Raw genomic sequence first — 20,105 nt, forward strand, 5'->3', positions numbered from 1 at the left:
CACTTAGCGCCAGTTCGCCCGAACATGCCCATTAATGGTATGATTGTTGAGTGGCTCTATATGTCCCGAATGGGATGACTATGTATTAGGAAGGCCCAAGATGCGTGTAATTCCACTGATGACTGCTGCTGTTGTGACGGCAGGCCTGTATTATGCCGTGATTGAGCGGGATGCGCTTCTGGCCTTTGCCCGTGGCGAGCAGGTCAGCGATGAGACCGCATCCTCTGATGTCTCCGAACCGACCGATGCATCCGCAACAACCGCCGCAGCAGCAGAAACTGTGGCCCCGCAAGCCGCCGGCGCGGACAAGGCCGACAATTCAGGCGTCCGAGTGGTCGCCCTGCGCAGCACCGCCCGCGGCATCGACAGCGCGGTTGTGCTGCGCGGCCAGACGCAGGCTATTCGCCAGGTCGAAGTCCGCTCCGAAACCACCTCCACCGTGCTGTCCGAACCGCTGCGCAAAGGCGCGCAGGTGAAGGCAGGCGATCTTCTGTGCAAACTGGATCCCGGCACCCGCCCCTCCACCCTGTTGGAGGCGAAGGCCCGGCTGAGCGAGGCGAAAATCCGCGTGCCCGAGGCGCGAGCCCGTCTGGACGAGGCCCGCGCCCGCCTCAAGGAAGCACAGATCAACCTGACTGCAGCCGCCAAACTCTCCGAAGGTGGCTTTGCCTCCGAAACCCGCCTGGCCTCATCCCAGGCCGCAGAGCGCTCGGCGGTGGCTGGCGTGGCCACTGCGGAAACCGGTCTGGAGACCACCAGTGCGGGGATTGAGGCTGCCTCAGCCCAAGTCGCCGCCGCCGAGAAGGAACTGGCGCGTCTGGATATTCTGGCCCCCTTCGACGGGCTACTGGAAAGCGACACCGCCGAGCTGGGCAGCCTGATGCAGCCCGGCAGCCTCTGTGCGACCGTGATCCAGCTGGAGACCATCAAACTGGTTGGCTATGTGCCTGAAACCGAGGTGAACCGCGTCACCATCGGAGCGGGCGCGCGCGCTGAGCTGGCCAATGGCCGCAATGTTGAGGGCAAGGTGACCTTTATCAGCCGCTCCGCCGACCCGACTACCCGCACCTTTGAGGTCGAAATCACCGTGCCCAACCCGGATCTGGCAATCCGCGACGGCCAGACCGCCGACATCGTGATCTCTGCCGAAGGCTCCAAGGCCCATTACCTGCCGCAGTCGGCGCTGACCCTGAATAACGACGGTCAATTGGGCGTGCGTGTGGTAGAAGATGACATGACCGTCGGGTTCTACCCCATCCAGCTGCTGCGCGACGAAGCAAGTGGCGTTTGGCTGGGCGGCCTGCCGGAACAGGCCGATGTGATTGTTGTGGGACAAGATTTTGTTGTTGCGGGCGTCTCTGTTGCGCCCACCTATAAAGAGGTATCCCAATGACCGGTATCGTCAGCTGGGCCGCAGAACGGGCCCGTATGATCCTGGCATTCATTGCCATCTCGCTGCTGGTCGGCGGCTTTGCCTATGCCAGCCTCCCGAAAGAGGGCGAGCCGGACATCGAAATCCCGGCTCTGTTCATCTCTGTCCCCTTCCCCGGCATCTCTGCTGAGGATGCCGAAACGCTGCTGGTCAAGGTGATGGAGACCGAGCTGGCTGATCTGGACGGGCTCGATAAAATGTCCTCCACCGCCGCCGAAGGCTATGGCGGTGTGGCGCTGGAGTTCGATTTCGGCTGGGACAAGACCGCGATCATGGCCGACGTCCGCGATGCGATGGATGCCGCCGAGGCGGACTTCCCCGAAGGTGCCGAGAAATACACGATCAACGAAATCAACTTCTCCGAATTCCCCATCGTTATCGTCAACCTGACCGGCGCCGTGCCGGAACGCACAATGGCGCGGATTGCCAAGGACCTGCAGGACGATCTTGAGGCGCTGGAACCTGTGCTTGAAGCCGGGATCGCCGGCAATCGCGACGAGATGGTCGAGGTGCTGATCGATCCGCTGCGGCTGGAGGCCTATAACGTCACAGCGCTTGAGCTGATCACCGTTGTGCAGAACAACAACCAGCTGATTGCAGCGGGCGAAGTCGAGAGCAATCAGGGCACCTTCTCGGTGAAGATCCCCTCCTCATTTGATGAGGTGCGCGATATCTACGAACTGCCGATCAAGACCAATGGAGACCGCGTTGTCACTCTGGGAGAGCTGGCAACCATCAACTTCACCTTCGAGGATCGTCGCGGCACCGCCCGTTTCAACGGGGAGGACACCGTTGCCCTGCAGGTGGTGAAGCGGAAGGGCTACAACCTGATCGACACAGTGGACCTGGTGAAGGAAACCCTCGCCGAAGCCAAAACCAAATGGCCGCCGGAATTGACAGCCGCTGTCTCCGTCGGCACCTCAAACGACCAAAGCCGCGTTGTGGCCTCCATGGTCGGCCAGCTGGAAGGCTCGGTTCTGACCGCTGTCGCACTGGTGATGATCGTGGTGCTGTCGGCGCTTGGCAGCCGGGCTGCCCTGCTGGTCGGCTTTGCGATCCCGACCTCCTTCCTGCTCTGCTTTGCGTTGCTTGCGGTGATGGGGATCAGCATCTCCAACATCGTGATGTTTGGTCTGATCCTTGCAGTGGGCATGCTGGTGGATGGCGCCATCGTGGTGGTTGAATACGCTGACAAGCGCATCAAAGAGGGCAGCGGCCCGATGCATGCCTATGTCGAGGCGGCGCAGCGCATGTTCTGGCCGGTGGTGTCCTCCACCGCGACCACGCTCTGTGCCTTCCTGCCGATGCTGTTCTGGCCAGGTGTCCCCGGTGAATTCATGGGCATGCTGCCGGTCACCCTGATCTTCGTTCTGTCTGCGTCGCTGGTGGTGGCGCTGATCTACCTGCCCGTCATGGGCGGCGTTACCGGTCGGATGAGCCGCCTGTTTGAGAACCTCTCCGATGGGTTGCGCGCCGTTGCGCCCTGGTGGCTGCGGGCCGCGCTGGTGCCTGTCATGCTTTGGGGCATGTTTGCAGGGGCGATGCAGATGCTCAACGGCAGCTACCTGCTGCCTGCGGATGTGTCGGATGTCGCCGCGCTGATCTTTGGCGCGCTGATCTTCGTGCTGGCCTCCTTCGGCGCCTCTGTCACGCTGGGGGCTGCCAGCCTGCACCGCCGCGAGACATCCGTCGGCGCGGGTTACAAACACACCCCCTTCGGTCATTTCATCAAGTTCATTGTCGGCAATCCGGTGATGCCGCTTGTCGCCATCGGGGCTGTTGCCTTCTCCATCATGACCGTGTTCACGCTCTTCTCAACCAACAACTACGGCGTTGAGTTCTTTGTCGAATCCGAACCGGAACAGGCCACTGCCTATGTCCGGGCACGCGGCAATACCTCGCTGATGGAAGAGGACGAGATGGTGCGCCAGACCGAACAGGTCATCCTGTCGCATCCGGCGGTGGTCAATGTCTTCTCCTTCGCAGGTGAGGGCGGGCTGAACACCGATGCCTCTGGCGCGCAGACACCGCCCGACACCGTGGGTCAGGTGCAATTCGAAATCATCCCTTGGGAAGATCGCCCCACCCAGACCGAAACCTGGTTCAACGGCTGGTTCACCCGTGAGGTAACAGCAACCGATTTCGACGGCGACACCGTGATTGAGGAGATCAATACCGAGCTGGCCAAATTGCCCGGTTTCGAGGCTGAGATCCGTGCGCTGGCGCAGGGGCCTGCCTCTGGCAAACCGATCCATCTGCGCCTGAAAGGCGACCGCTGGGACACGCTGACCGCCGCCACGCAGTCCGCCCGTGCCCGGTTCGATGACACCCCCGGTCTGGACCTGATCGAGGACAGCCTGCCCCTGCCCGGCATTGACTGGCAGATCGACGTCGATGTCGAAAAGGCCGGCCGCTACGGCGCCGATGTCGCCAGTGTCGGCGCCATGGTGCAGCTGGTCACACGCGGGATCCTTCTGGATACCATGCGGGTGGACAGCTCGGATGAGGAAATCGAAATCCGCGTCCGCCTGCCGGAAGAGGACCGCGTGCTCTCGACCCTTGATGTGATGAAACTGCGCACCGAGGATGGTCTGGTGCCGCTGTCAAACTTCATCTCCCGCCAGCCGGTGCCGAAACTGGAACAGATCAACCGTGTCCAGCAGCAGCGCTATTATGACGTAAAGGCGGATATCGAGCCCGGCCTATCCAAGGTGATCACCACCGGCGGGAACAGCGGTGAAGAAGAAACGCTGGCCTATGTCAAATCCTTCGCCGAGGGCAGCGACACCAGCGCCAGCGACCTGACCGGACCAAGCGGCGCGCCGTTGAAGCTGCGCAGCCTTGCCAGCGCCGATAATCTTGAGGCGGTGCAAAGCGCATTGGACGATGACGCCCGCGTTGTCGCACTCAACGCCAATGAACGTATCGCCGCACTGACCAAATGGCTGGAGACCGATCCGCTGCCCAAGGACATTACCTGGGAATGGACCGGTGATCAGGAAGAGCAGGCCGAATCCGGTGCCTTCCTGATGAAAGCCTTTGCTGGTGCATTGGCGCTGATGTTCGTGATCCTGCTGGCGCAGTTCAACAGCTTCTACAACTCGGTGCTGGTGCTTCTGGCGGTGGTGCTCTCCACCACCGGCGTGCTGATCGGCATGATGGTGATGCAGCAGCCGTTCTCCATCATCATGACCGGCACCGGCATCGTCGCGCTGGCGGGGATCGTGGTGAACAACAATATCGTTCTGATCGATACCTATCAGGAATACGCCCAGAAGATGCCCCGGATTGAGGCGATCATTCGCACCGCCGAGGCCCGCATTCGCCCGGTTCTGCTGACCACCATCACCACGATGGCCGGTTTGGCACCGATGATGTTCGGGCTCAGCCTCGACTTCATCAATGGCGGCTACTCGATCGACAGCCCGACCTCGCTGTGGTGGAAACAGCTGGCAACCGCAGTGGTCTTCGGTCTGGGGATCGCAACGATCCTGACCCTATTGGTCACGCCCTCACTGCTGGCGATCCGGGTCTGGCTCTGGATCTACGTTGGGGCACTTGGCCGCCTGCTGGCCCGGATCACCCGTGGTCGATCCAGCCGGATTGCCCGTGATATGCGGCTGGCCACCAAGGCCCGCACCCTGCCCACCACGGAAATCCTCTGGGAGGCAGAGCCGGGCCCTGACACCCAGCCAGCCAAGACCACCGAGCGCGACGGCGACCGCGAGACCCCGCCGTCAACACCGCTTCGCGCCGCTGAATAATCTGACAACGCCCCGCCCTCGCGGGGCGTTGTTCGTTTCGGCAGGCAGATCATCACCGCCAGAGCCGCCCCAGTAGAGAGGACCCAGCCCATGCCCGATTTCAACGATATGTTTGAATTGACCATCGCCGATGTCGACCTGATCGAGGCGGCGCTGCAACGCACCCGCGACAGCCTGGCCGATGCCAGCCAGCAGGTGCAGGGCATCGCCGGTCACAGCCGCGAGGACAGTCTGCGCCAGATCCACGATCTGCTCGGACGGCTACACAATCAAAAGATTTTCTACAAACCCAAGGACGGGGTCTACGTCAGCGGTTAGGCGCACAGACGTAGACCCCGTGATAGCGGGTATCCAGAACGCAGCGGCTATGCCGCATCCTGATCCGACTGCTGGCGCTGCCACAGATGCGCGTAGCGCCCGTCCTTGGCCAGCAGCTCGTCATGGGTGCCCCGCTCGGCGATCTCGCCCTGTTCCAGCACAATGATCTGATCGGCCTCCGCAACCGTGCTCAGCCGGTGCGCGATGGTGATCACCGTACGCCCCTGTCCAGCCCGTGACAGGGCTTCCTTGATCTCCTGCTCGGTATCGCTGTCCAGCGCCGATGTGGCCTCGTCCAGCAGCAGGATCGGCGGGTTCTTCAGCAGGGTACGGGCAATGCCCACCCGCTGCTTCTCACCGCCCGACAGCTTCAGACCCCGCTCGCCGACCTGCGTCTCATACCCCTCAGGCAGCCGTATGATGAAATCGTGGATCTGTGCATCCCGCGCGGCCTGTTCCACCTCTTCCTGCGTGGCTCCGGCGCGGCCATAGGCGATATTGTAGCGGATGGTATCATTGAACAGCACGGTATCCTGCGGCACCACACCAATCGCGGCATGAAGGCTCTTTTGCGTGACGTCGCGCACATCCTGCCCGTCAATGCGCAGCGCGCCGCGCGTGACGTCATAGAACCGGAACAACAGCCGCCCGATGGTGGATTTTCCCGATCCGGTTGACCCCACAATGGCCACCGTGTGCCCCGCTGCGACCTCAAAGCTGACGCCCTTCAGGATCTGGCGGTCGCTGTCATAGCCGAACTCCACATTCTCCAGCGTGATCGCGCCGCCGTTGACCTGCAACACCTTGGCATCAGTCCGATCCTTCACATCCGGATCCTGTTCGATCAGATCAAACATCTCGCCCATATCCACCAGGCTTTGACGGATTTCGCGATAGACCGTTCCCAGAAAGTTCAACGGCACGGTGATCTGGATCATATAGGCGTTCACCATGACAAAATCGCCCACCGTCAGATTGCCCTGCTGCACACCAATCGCCGCCATCACCATGACCGCCACCAGACCACCGGTGATCACCAAGCTCTGGCCAAAGTTCAGGAATGCCAGTGAATAGGCCGTCTTGAGCGCCGCCTTAGCATAGGCACGCATGGCCACATCATAACGCTCGGTCTCGCGATCTTCGGCGCCGAAATATTTGACCGTCTCGTAGTTCAGCAGGCTGTCGATGGCCTTCTGATTGGCATCGGTGTCCTGCTTGTTCATCTCACGGCGCAGCTTCACACGCCATTCGGTGATGGCAAAGGTGAACCAGACATAGAACCCTATGGTGACAGCCACCACGACCAGATACCAGATGTCGAACAGCACCGCGAGGATGATGGCAACCAACGCCAGTTCCAGCACCAGCGGTCCGATGGAAAACAGCAGGAAGCGCAGCAGGAACTCCACCCCCTTTACGCCGCGTTCGATAATGCGGCTCAGCCCGCCGGTCTTGCGGGTGATGTGATAGCGCATCGACAGGCGATGAATATGGCGAAAGGTCTCCAGCGCCAGACGCCGCAGGGCGCGCTGGCCCACCGGCGCAAACACCGCATCGCGCAGCTGTTGAAACCCGTTGGTAAGGATCCGCGCCATGCCATAGGCCACGGTCAGACCAACCGCCCCAAGCGCCAGCGGCGGCACGCCCTCCCCTGCGAGGCTGTCCACCGCCCCCTTGTAGAGCATCGGCGTATAAACCGCGACCAGCTTTGCCAAAATCAGCACCGCCAGCGCTGCCACGACACGGTATTTGACCCAGGCCTGCCCCTCGGGCCAGAGGTAGGGAAAAACACGGCGCAACGTGCGCAGACCGGAGCGGCGCTCCTCCTGCGCGGTTGTCATATCGCTGTCTGTCATCACATGTCCTTATTGCAAGACCTATGACATAGGGGCCGTTTGGCACTTTGACCAGCGCAGCCCCCATCCCAGGCCCGTCTTCTGGCTGAGGGGCCGCAGCGGGTGCAGCCCCTTGGCGGGATTAGACATATGGTCTCACTGTACCGGGACGGAGAAGACCTGACCGGGATAGATCAGATCCGGGTCACGGATCGCCTCTCGGTTGGCATCAAACACCCGCACATACAGCAGCCCGTCACCATAACGCTCCCGCGAAATCGCCCAGAGGGTATCGCCCTCTTGTACGGTGACCAGCCGCACCAGTGGTTTCGCCCCGGTGGGTGCCGCGTCCGGCGATGTGGCATCGGTGGCGGTTGCCTCAAGCGATGGCTGCAGCACCTCGGGCGCCTCCCGTTTGAACGGGGTCTCAAGACGGCTCAGCACCTTGCCTTCGGTGTCCAACGCATCCAGCCGCAGGGCGTAGATACCCGGCGCCACATCCGGCAGCACGCCAGACCAGCGGCCTTCCTCATCCACCGGCAGGTCGGCAACCGCTGCATTGTCCAGATAGGCCCGGACAACCGCATCGGATCGCACCCTGCCGCTTAGGACCACTGCACCCTCCGCATCATAGGAGATGGTATCCAGCGCTACAGTCTCCGGTGCTTCGGCAAGGGTTGGCGTTGGCGGCTGCACCAGCGTCACACCGCTGGCATCAGAGCGCAGCACCGCCCTTTGCTCCGGCGCGGTCTCTGGCGCTGTCGCGGCCGCCGGTGTTTCATCTGACTGCGCCGCCCCAGCCTCGGAAACCTGCGCAGGTGCCGCGTCCTGTGCCTCATCGCCGCTCTCACCCGTGGCAGCGGCAACCTGCGTCTCAAGAACCTGTGTGTCATTGGAGGCTGTCACAGTCTCACCCTGCGTCACGTCAGAGCCGTCACCCGCAGTCGCCGCGACGGCGGGTTCCTCGGATGCGCTGCCCGCCTCGCTGGCCTGAGCAGTAGGCAAATCTGGCGCATCCGCCGCCTCTTGGGCGGCCTCCGCCAATGCCGCTACGGCCACTGCTGTATCACTGTCGCTGGCCGCCTGCACCCCGGATAGTTTTGTATCCGCGTCAGCAGTATCGACAGCGGGACGATCCCCCTCGGGAGCTGCCGCTGAAGCGACGTCTGCCGCAGGCTGCCCAGTCACCTGCTCGCCGGTCGTCTGTTCGCCCGAAGCCTGCTCATCTGTCGCCGCCTCCTCTGCCACCTGCCCCTCTGCCAGCTGCGTTTCAGCCACCACAACCGGCGCCACCGGTGCCAGAATGAACTGCGCATCCGAAGGCAGTACAGCCTCCCCCAACGCCGCCTCCAGCGAAATCACCTGTGGGCGGGCCGAGGGGGCAACCCTGGTGAACAGCACGAAACTGCCATCAGAGGGCACCGTCAGCTGCTCCACCACGACCCCATCCAGCAACAACGACACGACCGCGCCGGGAGTCGCCCGTCCCGCGACCATGCCGCTGCCGTCGGTCTCAAACCGCGCCAGATCCATCTGCGGCGCACCAAGGGTCGGCGCGGCATCCTCGCCCGCGGCCTCATCCGCCACCGCCTGCGCTGAGGTGTCACCGCCGGGCAGCTCCGCTACGTCCACATCGCCAGCGGGCACAGCGGCTTCAGCGCTGTCCGTCTCCGCATCAACTGCGGGGGACTGCGCAACAGGGGTCTCATTGGCGGGGACAGGCACCCCAAGCGCGCCATCGGGGCCGGCCGAAGGCGAAATAACCGCGCCATCCCCCTTGCCCGCCGCGCTGCGCAGCTCTTCTTTCTGCTCTGAGGGTCCCCCCCATTGCAGGAAAATGACCCCGCCCAGCACCACGACCACCGCCGCAATCCCACCGATGGCGGTTGCGGACAGCCCGCCTTTGCCCGTTACATCCGTCATTCTGTTCCTTCCCTTCCGACCACCGACCAACCCCTCCCGAGGCCCCGTCGCTGTCGATCCTGCGGGATGTGCCCCCCGCTTGCTTGAGCCAGCCATTCAATGCCGCTATCAGGGACCAAAGGACGACTTATTTCCGTTCCGAACACAACAAAAAAGGTGACTGCCATGCGTATTCATTCCGTCTGTGTGTATTGTGGATCGCGCGACGGGGTCCGCCCGGCCTATGCCGATGCCGCCGAGGCGCTCGGAACCGGGCTTGCAACGCAGGGGCAGCGACTGGTCTACGGCGCCGGTGATGTCGGTCTGATGGGCCGGGTAGCACGTGCGGCACAGGCCGCGGGCGGGCGCACCTTCGGCGTCATCCCCGAGCATCTGGTCCGCCGTGAGGTCGCCAAGACCGATCTTAACACCTATGTGGTCACCGAGACCATGCATGAGCGCAAGAAGGTGATGCTCTACAATGCCGATGCGGTGGTGGTGCTGCCCGGCGGCGCCGGATCGCTGGACGAGTTGTTCGAGGCGCTGACATGGCGCCAGCTGGAACTGCATGGGAAACCGATCCTGATCCTTAATATCGATGGCTACTGGGATCCGCTGAAGGCCCTGGTGGAGCATGTGGTGGCGGAAGGGTTTGCCGGGGCAGAAACGGCCGAGGCGCTCACCTGGGTCAGCAATGTAGACGACGCGCTGGAGAGCCTGCGCGGCTGACGCCCGGACTCTGCGACAGCGCTGCGGGTGCCGCCTCGGATCATGGAAAAACGCGGCGCCTCACAGCACCGCGTTTTCATATGTCCATTCGTCACCGATCTGTTGTGACGGATCAGGCTGCCAGCTCCTGCTGGACAATCTTCTCAATCTCATCAATCGGGTGGTTGGTCAGCGTCTTGGGAATTTCAGCCATGACCAGATCCTGCACTTCTTTGTGCAGCTTGCCACGCAAGTTGCCCAGAACCTGCGGCGAGGCCACCAGAACGATATTCCCCAGCTTGCCCTTATGCGCCCGCTCGTAGAGCAGATCGGCGATGTCATCTGCAAACCGTTCTTTCGCCAATTCATGCCAGTCGGTATCATCAAGGGCAGAGCGCTGGCCGGGGCCGCCGTCATGCATCCGGCCGGGCCGGTTGGCGGATTGCTCAATGTCGGAAGGGTTGTCCTGCTCTTCCTTGCGGCGCACCTCCAGATGCGGGTTCTGTGCATCGGTGGTGTTCTGCAGCAGCAATGCCTTCTCGCTGTCGGTCACCAGCACAAAGGTGCCGTGGTCAAGCTGTGCCATTATTGGTCCTCCTGCTCATTGGATTTGGTCACCCGTGTCGCACCTGCCGGGCGTTCCATGGCGCGTTTCTCCTCATCCTCGGTCGCAACCTCCCGGGCCAGCCGACCACCGGTGCGCCCGCCGTGCGAGACGCTGCCCTCAGCGCCAAGGATCTCCTTGGTCTCCTGACGGCCATCTTTTGATCTGACGCGGTCTGCCATGTCGGTCCTCCATGTATTGTGGGTTCACCAACACAACCGCTGAGAGCAGGGATTTGTTCCGCTGGATCCCATGATCCCGGCACAAAAAAGGCCCCGTCCGATAGCGGACGAGGCCCAAATTCTAGCACTGCTGTGCAGCGATCACATGCGCGATGCAACGTTTTCCCAGTTGACCAGATTGTCGAGGAAGTTGGTCAGATAGGCCGGACGCTTGTTGCGGAAATCGATATAGTAGGAATGCTCCCACACATCACAGCCCAGCAGCGCCGTCTGGCCAAAGCAGACAGGGTTCACGCCGTTTTCGGTTTTGGTCACTTTCAGGCCACCGTCGGTGTCCTTGACCAGCCAAGCCCAGCCGGAGCCGAACTGACCCGCGCCTGCGGCAGAGAACTCTTCCTTGAAGGTGTCAACGGAGCCAAAGCTGTCGACCAGCGCCTTTTCCAGCTCACCCGGCATCTTGCTCTCGCCCGGCCCCATCATTTCCCAAAACTGGTTGTGGTTCCACAGCTGCGAGATGTTGTTGAAGATACCGCTCTGGGCGACGGCATTTGCGTCATAGGTGCCTTTGATGATCTCTTCCATGGACTTGCCGTCCCACTCGGTGCCCGCAATCAGCTTGTTGCCGTTGTCGACATAAGCCTTGTGGTGCAGGTCGTGGTGATATTCCAGCGTTTCGGCAGACATGCCTTTGGATGCCAGCGCGTCATGGGCATAGGGAAGATCGGGAAGTTCAAAAGCCATCTGGGCCCCCTGTAGTATCTGTTGCGTTTCTAAGCAGATACATGCGGCTGGTGCCCCCATTGGTCAAGACCAAGCCGGGGAAACACCAAAAAATATCCGCGGCATTCTGCAAAACACCGTTGCCTGATCGCCTGTTACACGATCCGCTTCTGGCGCGCCATTGACGCGCTCCCACGTCAGTTCAGCTTGATGTTGCTGCGCTTGCAAGGGCCGCTGCCCGACGGGCGGTTGTCGGCGCCGTGCACACGAGCTGAAATCGACAACTTCATCCGCGGCTCATCCATCGTCGCGGAATAGCTGACCTTGGTTGACCCCTGACTCGAGCCTAGATTGCTCAGGCTCCACTTCAGCTTCAGCCGCTGCTTGGATCGCTGGTCATAGGGCACAATCATCGGTGTCTTCTGCCGGGTGGCTATGATGCCATCCATCACGCCAGTCACTTTCTCGTCGTGATCCACAAAAACAAGCACGCGCGACGCGATCCAGCCGTGTTTCTCATAAGACTGAATGGTGCAATCATAAGTCACCGGCGCCGCGGCAACAGGCGCTGCAGCAAACAAGGTGCAGACGGCGGCTGCGGTTTTAATCAGTGTTTTCATCGGTAAAGCCTGAGCTCTCTTTTGGACGTGTAGAAATTCAGGAACTCTCTTGAAAGTTGCGCCCCGAATTGTCAATCGCTATCCTTACGGCGCAGACGCGACATCATCAGCTAACTGGTCACTTGGACACATTGCCCGATCCCGCGTGGCGGTTTTGCCCCGCTGTCGAGAGAAATCACCTGCACTGAGAGCTTCTTGTTCTGGGTATTGAACACGGCGCGATAATGGGTCTTCACCGCCTCGGCGCCATTGCCGACCGAGGCACTGACCACCGTCCAGCTGACCCGATAGGACACATCACTGATGCGGAAAAAACCCGCTTTCAGCGGGCGCCCCGACAGGGCGCTGACATTGCCGGAATGCACCACTTCGGCAGTCCATTCATCGTGAAAATGCAGGCTGATCTGCGGCGGGATCCAGCCCCGGCCCGACAGCGATGTCACAGCACAGGTATACATGCCCTCCAGCGCCATCGCCGGGGTCGCCAAACCGCTACCAACCGCAAGCCCGGCCACAAGGCCAAACCGCCGCATAGTTGGCAGCAAAAGGTCAGCACCCTTGGGCATATCGTCTCCCCACCAGTCAAGGCAGCGTGGCAGTCCACACTGTAAATAGAAACTCCCGATTTGGCGGTGTTAGCGAATCAAGGTTGGCAAAGGACCAACAAAACCAAATAAAAAGTGCCCCCGGAAATCCAGGGACACTTTATATGCGCGTAAAACTCACTACAAGGCTAAATTGCCTTAACCAGTTAACGCACCTACCTTAGATTGTGGATGCGCGGCTGTGCATAACAAGTTGTAGACATATCCGCCCACTGAGCGGAAGCAAACGATGTGAAATGCACCGTTATTGTCCAGCCAGAAAGCCGCCGCCACCTGCGCCATGCGGGTACGGCGGAATTGACCGGGTTTGAAGGCCTCAGCGGACATATCCACCGGGCAGATCTTTGCCAGAACCTCACGCGCCCCATCACCGGACAGGCGGAACACACCGCGCGCATCAGAGACGTTCACCGCGAGCGCATGCTCGCCCTTAAGCGCCTCTGACAACTCAGCGACCTTCGCCTCAACCTCGGCGTAGGGCACCAGCAGCAGCAGCTCATCCGGCGACATCCAGGCCACACCGCCCTGCTCTGCCAGTGACACCTGACCGCTGGTCGGAACCTCGGCCCCGGTGGCGGCCTTTACAGCCGCCTTAAAGGTGGCAGAGGTCAGATCGCCGCGCAGGGTGATCATCCCCTGCAACCCGCTGTCCTCGACCTGTGCCAGACCGGAGAACTTCGCACCATTCATTGCGCTGACAGGATCAGACATTCTGCTTCTCCCCTTCCTTGTCGTAAAAGACCTGATCGACGATCTTGGCCTTGTAGATTGTCCCGTCGGTGCCGGGGAACTCGATCACCTCGCCCATCCGCTTGGGACCATGCTTGACCAGACCCATGGCAATGCCACGGCCCAGGTTCGACGAGTAGTAGGTCGAGGTCACGCGGCCGATGGTGTTTTTCTGGCCATTGGCGTTGACACCATTGCCCACCGCATAGGCGCCATCCGGCAGAACCGATCCATCGGTGGTTTCCAGCCCCACCAGCTGCCAGCGGTCGGGATCGGCCATATGGCTGCGGGTATGCGCCCGCTTGCCGAGGAAGTCCTCTTTCTTCTTCGACAGTGCCCAGTTCAAGCCCAGGTCCTGCGGGATAACGGTCCCGTCAGTCTCGTCGCCGATCATGATAAAGCCCTTTTCGGCCCGCAGGATATGCAGACATTCGGTGCCATAAGGCATCACCCCGAATTCCTTGCCCGCCTCCATCAATGCGGCCCAGAACGCCTGACCTTCGGAGGCCGCAACCGCGATCTCGTAGGACAATTCGCCCGAGAAGGAGATGCGATAGGCCCGCGCCTTGAAGCCGCCGATATCCCCATCGCGCCACTCCATGAAGGGCAGCGCCTCCTTGGACAGATCCATGCCGCCGCCCGATTTCTCGTTCAGCTTTTCCAGCACCTTGCGGGCGTTGGGGCCAACCACGGCGACCTGCGCCAGCTGCTCGGTGACATTGGCAACATAGACTTTCCAGTCCCACCATTCGGTCTGCAGCCATTCTTCCATGTGGCCATGGATCCGCTCGGCACCGCCGGTCGTGGTGTGGCAGAGCCAGGTATCATCATCAATACGCGCAACCACGCCGTCGTCGATCAGGAAACCGTTCTCCGAACACATCAGACCGTAACGGCATTTGCCAATCTTCAGCGTCGACATCATGTTGGTGTACATCATGTCGAGGAACTTGCCAGCATCCGGCCCTTTGACGACCAGTTTGCCGAGGGTCGAGGCATCCAGCAGGCCAAGGTTCTCGCGGGTGTTCTTCACCTCGCGGTTCACCGCGTCATGCAGGCTTTCACCAGACCGGACATAGGCAAAGGGACGGCGCCACTGGCCAACCGGTTCCCAATCTGCACCATTGCTGTCGTGCCAGTCGTGCATCGGCGTCTTGCGGAGCGGCTGGAAGATCTCCCCGCGGGCCTCACCACCAATCGCCCCCATCGAAATCGGGTGATAGGGCGGACGGAAGGTGGTGGTGCCCACTTGCGGAATTTCAGATCCCAGCGCATCAGCAAGGATCGCCAAGCCGTTGATATTGGAGAGCTTCCCCTGATCGGTTGCCATGCCCAGCGTGGTATAACGCTTGGTGTGTTCGACGCTCTCGTAACCTTCGCGCGCCGCCAGCTGCACGTCCGACACTTTGACGTCGTTCTGATAATCCAGCCAGGTTTTCATGCGCAGCTTGATGTCGGCCTTGGCCGGCATCAGCCAGACCGGCTCCATTGCCGTCTCTGTCGGCGCGTCACCAACGGGCGCGGTGCCCGCCTTGACCTTGCGACCAGCCGCCTTCGCCGCCGCCTCGCCAGCGGCCTGCGCATCGCTCAGCGCCTCTGCCAGACCAGCGGCGCCATTGGCAGCCCCCGCCGCAATCACAAAACCCTTGCCATCCGCACCCAGCGGCGGACGTGTGGCATCGGGGCGGAAGTTTGCATGGGTCTGATCCCAGACCAGCTTGCCACCGCAATGGGACCACAGATGCACAACCGGCGACCAGCCGCCGGACATCGCGACCGCATCGGCCTCGACCTCCTCCTGCGCACCGCCCTCGCCGTTCTGGGCGCAGATCGCCACCGAGGTCACGCGCTTGCCGCCTTTCACCTTGGCAATGGCCCGGCCACATTCGACGCGGATGCCCAACTGGCGGACTTCTTCCATCAAGGCGCCGCCGCCGCTGTCACGGGCGTCCAGCACCCGGACAACTTCAACACCTGCGGCGTGCAGCGCAATCGCGGTGCGATAAGCATCGTCATTGTTGGTGGCGACAACGACCTTCTGGCCCGGGGTCACACCCCAGTTTACCGCATAGTCACGCATCGACGCCGCCAGCATCACGCCCGGCACGTCATTGCCCGCAAAGGACAAAGGCCGTTCAATCGCACCCGTCGCCGTCACGATCTGGCTGGCGCGGATCCGCCACAGACGATGGCGCGGACCACCCTGCCCCGGCGCGTGATCGGTCAGACGCTCATACCCCAGCGCATAGCCGTGATCATAGACGCCTGCGCCCATGCAGCGGTCCCGCAGCAGCACATTGTCCATGCCCCGCAGCTCGGCGAGGGTTTTCTCGACCCAGGCGTCCGGCTCCATTCCGTCGATGGTGCCGCCATCAACCGGCGCACGGCCACCCCAGTGGTTGTTCTGCTCCAACAGCAGCACCTTGGCACCGGACATCGCCGCAGCCTTGGCCGCCTGCAAACCCGCAACACCGCCACCAATCACCAGCACATCGGCGAAATAGTAGAAATGCTCGTAGGTATCGGCGTCCTTCAGCTCCTTGTCCGGCGCTTTACCCAGACCAGCAGAGTGACGGATGATCGGTTCATAGACATGTTTCCACAGCGGACGCGGGTGGATGAACATCTTGTAATAGAAACCCGCAGGCAGGAACCGCGCCAGCGCGTTGTTGGCCACACCGACATCAAACTCAAGGCTCGGCCAATGGTTCTGCGACTGCGCCGACAGACCCGAGAACAGCTCGGTCGTGGTGGCGCGTTGGTTGGGTTCAAACCGGTCACCGGTCCCCAAACCCACCAATGCGTTGGGCTCTTCCGGGCCGGCCGCAACCAAGCCGCGCGGGCGGTGGTATTTGAACGAGCGGCCAACCATCATCTGGTCATTGGCCAACAGGGCCGACGCCAACGTGTCGCCTGCATAGCCCTTCATCCGCTTGCCGTTGAAGGTGAATTCGATCGGTTTGGAGCGGTCGATCAACCGGCCATTTTTGGCAAGGCGCGTGCTCATGTGGCGGACCTTTCGCAAGAGAGGGCGACGAAAAGAGAGGTAACGTTCAGACAGGCGATCATTTCAGATCCCGCCATGTCCAACCGGGGCGCTTGGCCGTGACCGCATCCAGAATGTCCTGAGGCGGCTCATAGGTCTGCGCCGAATAGGTGCCAAACACCTCCAGCGTGGTGGTGCAGCGCGCGGCATGGAACCACTTGCCGCAGCCATTGGCGTGGCGCCAGCGTTCAAAATGCACACCCTTGGGGTTTTCGCGCATGAACAGATAGTCATGAAACTCGTCATCTGACGAACCGGGACCAAAACGCTTCAGATGCGCCTCGCCACCTGCGTGCAGTTCAGTTTCTTCGGCTTTGACGCCGCAATATGGGCATTCAAGGATCAGCATTGTGCGGACCTCTCCAACTGGGGGCCAAGGATTTTAGAAAACCCTTGGCAAAATTCTTCCAAGAATTTTGCGACGGTGCGCGGCATCAGTGTGCCACACCGGCAGCAACGCTCTCATCGATGAATTTGCCTTCCTTGAAGCGCATCATCGAAAACTCTTCGGCCAGCGGCGAATGACCTGTGGCCATCAGCTCCGCCATCGCCCAGCCGGAACCAGGGATCGCCTTGAAACCGCCGGTGCCCCAGCCTGCGTTGACAAAGATATTGCCCACCGGCGTCTTGGAGATCAGCGGCGAACGGTCGCCGGTCACATCCACGATCCCGCCCCACTGGCGCAGCATCTTCAGACGGCTGACCATCGGGAAGGTCTCGTTGAGGGCACGCACGGTTTCCTCGATATGATGGAAAGATCCGCGCTGGGTGTAGTTGTTGAACCCGTCGGTGCCGCCGCCGATGACCATCTCGCCCTTGTCGGACTGCGACATGTAGCCATGCACGGTATTGGCCATCACAACCACATCCATGCAGGGTTTGATCGGCTCGGAGACCAGCGCCTGCAGCGCCACGCTTTCGACCGGCAGACGGAAACCCGCCATTTCCGACAGATGCGAACAATTGCCCGCAACCACCATGCCCAGCTTGTCGCAGTCGATGGCGCCCTTGGTGGTGTCGACGCCAACAACACGACCATTCTCATTGCGCACGCCGGTGACTTCGCACTGCTGGATGATGTCCATGCCCATGTTGGAACAGGCCCGCGCATAGCCCCAGGCCACCGCATCGTGGCGCGCCGTGCCCCCGCGTTCCTGCCAGAGGCCGCCCAGAACCGGATAGCGCGGCCCTTCCAGATTGATGATCGGCACCAGCTCTTTGACACGTTTGGGGTCGATCCACTCGGTCGGAACCCCCTGCAACGCGTTGGCATGGGCGGTCCGCTTGTAGCCGCGCACCTCATGCTCGGTCTGGGCCAGCATAATCACGCCGCGCGGGCTGAACATCACGTTGTAGTTGATGTCTTGGCTCATCGTCTCATAAAGCGAGCGCGATTTCTCATAGATCGCCGCCGACGGATCCTGCAGATAGTTGGAGCGGATGATGGTGGTGTTACGCCCGGTGTTGCCGCCGCCCAGCCAGCCCTTTTCCAGCACTGCGACATTGGTGATGCCGTAGTTCTTGCCAAGGAAATAGGCTGTGGCCAGGCCATGCCCCCCGGCCCCGACGATAATGACATCGTAGTGGCGTTTCGGTTCGGGAGAGCGCCAGGCGCGGCCCCATCCGGTGTGGTAGCGCAGCGCCTCACGCGCGACAGCAAAGGCAGAATAACGTTTCATGGGCGAATCCGATGGTTCGAGACTGTTAACGGGTATGCACCAGAGGCAGGGCCGACTTGCGCCGTTTATCGTCGCAATCATGCATGGTTGCGACATCCGCACGCAAAGACGTCTCAGGCTCAACACGCCCTTCGCGTCCTCATCGCCATCTGCCGGGACAGCGCGCCGCAGCCGTTTGGCCTTTTTTCTGACCCCAGACCGCTATACATGGGTTTCAAACTGCGGGAGCCCCCATGACCTTCTGGATTGTTATCAGCCTCATCACGCTGGCCACCGCCACGCTGCTGTCCCTTGTGCTGCTGCGCGGACGCGACAGCGGTGAACCGGCCGCCGCCTATGACCTGCAGGTCTATCGCCAGCAATTGCGCGATGTGGACAAGGACCTGGCGCGCGGGGTCCTGCAGGCAGCCGACGCAGAGCGTATCCGCACCGAAATCTCCCGCCGCATTCTGAGCGCCGACGCTCAGGTCCAGGCCGCCGCCAGCGGCCACACCCAGCCCCGCACCCTGACCAGCGCCGCCGCCATCGCGCTGATTGGGCTGGTCTGCGGCGGCACCTACCTGCTCTATGCCAATCTCGGCGCGCCGGGATACAACGACCTGGGCCTGCAACTGCGCATCGATGCCGCGGCAGAACGCGCCGCCACCCGCCCCACACAGGCCGAGGCCGAAGCCGACGCCCCGGAACGCCCCGCCCGCGTGGTAGAACCGGGTTATGCCACGCTGGTCGATCAGCTGCGCGACACCGCCAGAAAACGTGTTGACGATGCCCAGGGTCAGGCGCTGCTGGCCCAGCATGAGGCCAATCTCGGCAACTTCGCCGCCGCCGCCAAGGCCAAGGCAAACTATATCCGCATCATGTCCGGCGATGTTGAGGCCCGCGATTTCGGCGAGCTGGCAGAGCTGCAGATCATGGCCGCCGGCGGCTATGTCTCCCCCGAGGCTGAGGACGCCCTGCGCACCACGCTGACGCTCGACCGTTTTGACGGCGGCGCGCGCTACTATTGGGGGCTGATGATGGCGCAGATCGGCCGCCCGGACGTCGCCTATGAGGTCTGGAGCGAAACCCTCGCCATGGGACCGGAGGGCGCCCCCTGGGTCACCGCCATCAGCGCCCAGATTGAGGATATCGCCTATCGCGCCGGTGTTGAGTACACGCCGATCACCCCCGGCAGCGTGCCCGTACCGGGCCGCGCCCCAGCCGCCCCCGCGGCTGGCCCCAGCGCCGAAGATATCGCCGCCGCTGAGGACATGAGTGCCGAAGACCGCCAGCAGATGATCCGTGGCATGGTTGAGGGCCTCTCCGACCGGCTTGCCACCACCGGCGGCACGCCGCAGGAGTGGGCCCGGCTGATCGGCGCCCTTACGGTGCTGAAACAGACCGAGCGCGCACAGGCCATCTACGCTGAGGCACAAGAGGTCTTCGCCGAGGTGCCCGAAGCCCTCGCCACCATCACCGCCGCCGCCAAACAGGCAGGACTGTCCCAATGATCTACGACGACTTTGAAACCTTCGCCGCGGCGGTCCCGAATTTCACCCCAATCGCCGGGCTGGATTTTGGCGACAAAACCGTGGGCGTCGCCATCTCTGATCGGATGGGCACCGTCGCAACACCGCTCGAAACCATCCGGCGCAAGAAATTCACCCTGGATGCCGCGCGCCTGTTTGAGATCGTCAAAGACCGTGAAGTCGGCGCCCTGCTGTTGGGCCTGCCCCGCAATATGGATGGCACCGAAGGTCCCCGCTGTCAGAAAACCCGCGCCTTTGCCCGCAATCTGGCCAAGCTGACAGAGCTGCCGATTGGATTCTGGGACGAGCGTTTGAGCACAGTTGCCGCCGAAAGGGCGCTTTTGGAGGCGGATACGAGCAGAAAACGTCGCGCAGAGGTGATCGATCACGTCGCCGCTTCGTATATCCTACAGGGGGCGCTGGATCGCATGCGCCATATCAAGGCAGGATAAA

Annotated in this window: 17 protein-coding genes; 6 read left to right on the forward strand and 11 right to left on the reverse strand. The window is 61.9% G+C overall.

Annotated features, from left to right (window positions below):
* Positions 1-100: 100 nt before the first annotated feature.
* From J4721_RS06710 to J4721_RS06720, 3 genes are all read left to right on the forward strand, one after another.
* Positions 101-1,393, forward strand: coding sequence for an efflux RND transporter periplasmic adaptor subunit (locus J4721_RS06710; protein WP_211002432.1), 1,293 nt, complete (start codon positions 101-103; stop codon positions 1,391-1,393).
* Positions 1,390-5,196: an efflux RND transporter permease subunit gene (locus tag J4721_RS06715; RefSeq protein WP_211002431.1), complete on the forward strand. Its 3,807-nt coding sequence runs from the start codon at positions 1,390-1,392 to the stop codon at positions 5,194-5,196. The genes J4721_RS06710 and J4721_RS06715 overlap by 4 nt, the downstream gene beginning before the upstream one ends.
* Positions 5,197-5,286: 90 nt before the next feature.
* Positions 5,287-5,514: a hypothetical protein gene (locus J4721_RS06720; protein ID WP_027247145.1), complete on the forward strand. Its 228-nt coding sequence runs from the start codon at positions 5,287-5,289 to the stop codon at positions 5,512-5,514.
* Between the two features lie 47 nt (positions 5,515-5,561).
* Here the strand turns inward: J4721_RS06720 and J4721_RS06725 are convergent, their stop codons facing one another.
* A complete protein-coding gene (locus tag J4721_RS06725; protein ID WP_211002430.1) occupies positions 5,562-7,370 on the reverse strand; it encodes an ABC transporter ATP-binding protein/permease in 1,809 nt (602 codons plus the stop codon).
* A gap of 135 nt (positions 7,371-7,505) precedes the next feature.
* A complete protein-coding gene (locus tag J4721_RS06730) occupies positions 7,506-9,272 on the reverse strand; it encodes a LysM peptidoglycan-binding domain-containing protein (protein WP_211002429.1) in 1,767 nt (588 codons plus the stop codon).
* Between the two features lie 165 nt (positions 9,273-9,437).
* On the opposite strand from J4721_RS06730, the gene J4721_RS06735 reads away from it, so the two are divergent.
* Positions 9,438-9,980 (forward strand): TIGR00730 family Rossman fold protein, encoded by a 543-nt coding sequence (locus J4721_RS06735; protein ID WP_211002428.1) that lies wholly within the window; start codon positions 9,438-9,440, stop codon positions 9,978-9,980.
* A gap of 112 nt (positions 9,981-10,092) precedes the next feature.
* On the opposite strand, the gene J4721_RS06740 is transcribed toward J4721_RS06735, so the two are convergent.
* The 9 genes from J4721_RS06740 to J4721_RS06780 form a co-directional block, all read right to left on the reverse strand.
* Positions 10,093-10,545, reverse strand: a complete 453-nt coding sequence (locus J4721_RS06740) for a host attachment family protein (RefSeq protein ID WP_014874930.1) — start codon at positions 10,543-10,545, stop codon at positions 10,093-10,095.
* Positions 10,545-10,745, reverse strand: coding sequence for a hypothetical protein (locus J4721_RS06745; RefSeq protein WP_014880275.1), 201 nt, complete (start codon positions 10,743-10,745; stop codon positions 10,545-10,547). Before J4721_RS06745 ends, J4721_RS06740 begins: the two co-directional genes overlap by 1 nt.
* A gap of 141 nt (positions 10,746-10,886) precedes the next feature.
* On the reverse strand, positions 10,887-11,486 hold the full coding sequence (locus J4721_RS06750; RefSeq protein ID WP_014874932.1) for a superoxide dismutase: 600 nt from the start codon (positions 11,484-11,486) through the stop codon (positions 10,887-10,889).
* Positions 11,487-11,662: 176 nt separating this feature from the next.
* Complete coding sequence (locus tag J4721_RS06755; protein WP_014874933.1) at positions 11,663-12,085, reverse strand: hypothetical protein; 423 nt, start codon at positions 12,083-12,085, stop codon at positions 11,663-11,665.
* 110 nt (positions 12,086-12,195) lie between these two features.
* Positions 12,196-12,651 carry a hypothetical protein gene (locus tag J4721_RS06760; RefSeq protein WP_014874934.1) on the reverse strand — a complete coding sequence of 152 codons (456 nt, stop codon included), beginning with the start codon at positions 12,649-12,651 and terminating at the stop codon, positions 12,196-12,198.
* Between the two features lie 177 nt (positions 12,652-12,828).
* Positions 12,829-13,401, reverse strand: a complete 573-nt coding sequence (locus J4721_RS06765) for a sarcosine oxidase subunit gamma (RefSeq protein WP_102849258.1) — start codon at positions 13,399-13,401, stop codon at positions 12,829-12,831.
* Positions 13,394-16,426: a sarcosine oxidase subunit alpha family protein gene (locus tag J4721_RS06770; protein ID WP_211002427.1), complete on the reverse strand. Its 3,033-nt coding sequence runs from the start codon at positions 16,424-16,426 to the stop codon at positions 13,394-13,396. The genes J4721_RS06765 and J4721_RS06770 overlap by 8 nt, the downstream gene beginning before the upstream one ends.
* Positions 16,427-16,484: 58 nt before the next feature.
* A complete protein-coding gene (locus tag J4721_RS06775; protein ID WP_014874937.1) occupies positions 16,485-16,814 on the reverse strand; it encodes a sarcosine oxidase subunit delta in 330 nt (109 codons plus the stop codon).
* A gap of 85 nt (positions 16,815-16,899) precedes the next feature.
* Positions 16,900-18,144, reverse strand: coding sequence for a sarcosine oxidase subunit beta family protein (locus tag J4721_RS06780; RefSeq protein WP_014880281.1), 1,245 nt, complete (start codon positions 18,142-18,144; stop codon positions 16,900-16,902).
* Positions 18,145-18,377: 233 nt separating this feature from the next.
* Between J4721_RS06780 and ccmI the strand changes: the two genes are divergently transcribed.
* Both ccmI and ruvX read left to right on the forward strand, forming a co-directional pair.
* The gene (gene ccmI / locus J4721_RS06785) at positions 18,378-19,634 is read left to right on the forward strand and encodes a c-type cytochrome biogenesis protein CcmI (protein ID WP_211002426.1); all 1,257 of its coding nucleotides are present in this window, start codon (positions 18,378-18,380) and stop codon (positions 19,632-19,634) included.
* Positions 19,631-20,104, forward strand: a complete 474-nt coding sequence (gene ruvX / locus J4721_RS06790) for a Holliday junction resolvase RuvX (protein WP_014874940.1) — start codon at positions 19,631-19,633, stop codon at positions 20,102-20,104. Before ccmI ends, ruvX begins: the two co-directional genes overlap by 4 nt.
* Position 20,105 lies beyond the last annotated feature (1 nt).

Origin of the sequence: Phaeobacter sp. HS011 (genome assembly GCF_018101215.1) — a bacterium.
In the GTDB taxonomy this organism is placed as follows: domain Bacteria; phylum Pseudomonadota; class Alphaproteobacteria; order Rhodobacterales; family Rhodobacteraceae; genus Phaeobacter; species Phaeobacter inhibens.

Excerpts from the sequence above, each read along its gene's own strand:
- ccmI (WP_211002426.1), top strand. The coding sequence starts at position 18,378 with ATGACCTTCTGGATTGTTATCAGCCTCATCACGCTGGCCACCGCCACG.
- J4721_RS06760 (WP_014874934.1), bottom strand. The coding sequence starts at position 12,651 with ATGCCCAAGGGTGCTGACCTTTTGCTGCCAACTATGCGGCGGTTTGGC.
- J4721_RS06735 (WP_211002428.1), top strand. The coding sequence starts at position 9,438 with ATGCGTATTCATTCCGTCTGTGTGTATTGTGGATCGCGCGACGGGGTC.
- J4721_RS06740 (WP_014874930.1), bottom strand. The coding sequence starts at position 10,545 with ATGGCACAGCTTGACCACGGCACCTTTGTGCTGGTGACCGACAGCGAG.
- ruvX (WP_014874940.1), top strand. The coding sequence starts at position 19,631 with ATGATCTACGACGACTTTGAAACCTTCGCCGCGGCGGTCCCGAATTTC.
- J4721_RS06710 (WP_211002432.1), top strand. The coding sequence starts at position 101 with ATGCGTGTAATTCCACTGATGACTGCTGCTGTTGTGACGGCAGGCCTG.
- J4721_RS06765 (WP_102849258.1), bottom strand. The coding sequence starts at position 13,401 with ATGTCTGATCCTGTCAGCGCAATGAATGGTGCGAAGTTCTCCGGTCTG.
- J4721_RS06750 (WP_014874932.1), bottom strand. The coding sequence starts at position 11,486 with ATGGCTTTTGAACTTCCCGATCTTCCCTATGCCCATGACGCGCTGGCA.
- J4721_RS06730 (WP_211002429.1), bottom strand. The coding sequence starts at position 9,272 with ATGACGGATGTAACGGGCAAAGGCGGGCTGTCCGCAACCGCCATCGGT.
- J4721_RS06720 (WP_027247145.1), top strand. The coding sequence starts at position 5,287 with ATGCCCGATTTCAACGATATGTTTGAATTGACCATCGCCGATGTCGAC.
- J4721_RS06745 (WP_014880275.1), bottom strand. The coding sequence starts at position 10,745 with ATGGCAGACCGCGTCAGATCAAAAGATGGCCGTCAGGAGACCAAGGAG.
- J4721_RS06715 (WP_211002431.1), top strand. The coding sequence starts at position 1,390 with ATGACCGGTATCGTCAGCTGGGCCGCAGAACGGGCCCGTATGATCCTG.
- J4721_RS06775 (WP_014874937.1), bottom strand. The coding sequence starts at position 16,814 with ATGCTGATCCTTGAATGCCCATATTGCGGCGTCAAAGCCGAAGAAACT.
- J4721_RS06725 (WP_211002430.1), bottom strand. The coding sequence starts at position 7,370 with ATGACAGACAGCGATATGACAACCGCGCAGGAGGAGCGCCGCTCCGGT.
- J4721_RS06755 (WP_014874933.1), bottom strand. The coding sequence starts at position 12,085 with ATGAAAACACTGATTAAAACCGCAGCCGCCGTCTGCACCTTGTTTGCT.
- J4721_RS06770 (WP_211002427.1), bottom strand. The coding sequence starts at position 16,426 with ATGAGCACGCGCCTTGCCAAAAATGGCCGGTTGATCGACCGCTCCAAA.
- J4721_RS06780 (WP_014880281.1), bottom strand. The coding sequence starts at position 18,144 with ATGAAACGTTATTCTGCCTTTGCTGTCGCGCGTGAGGCGCTGCGCTAC.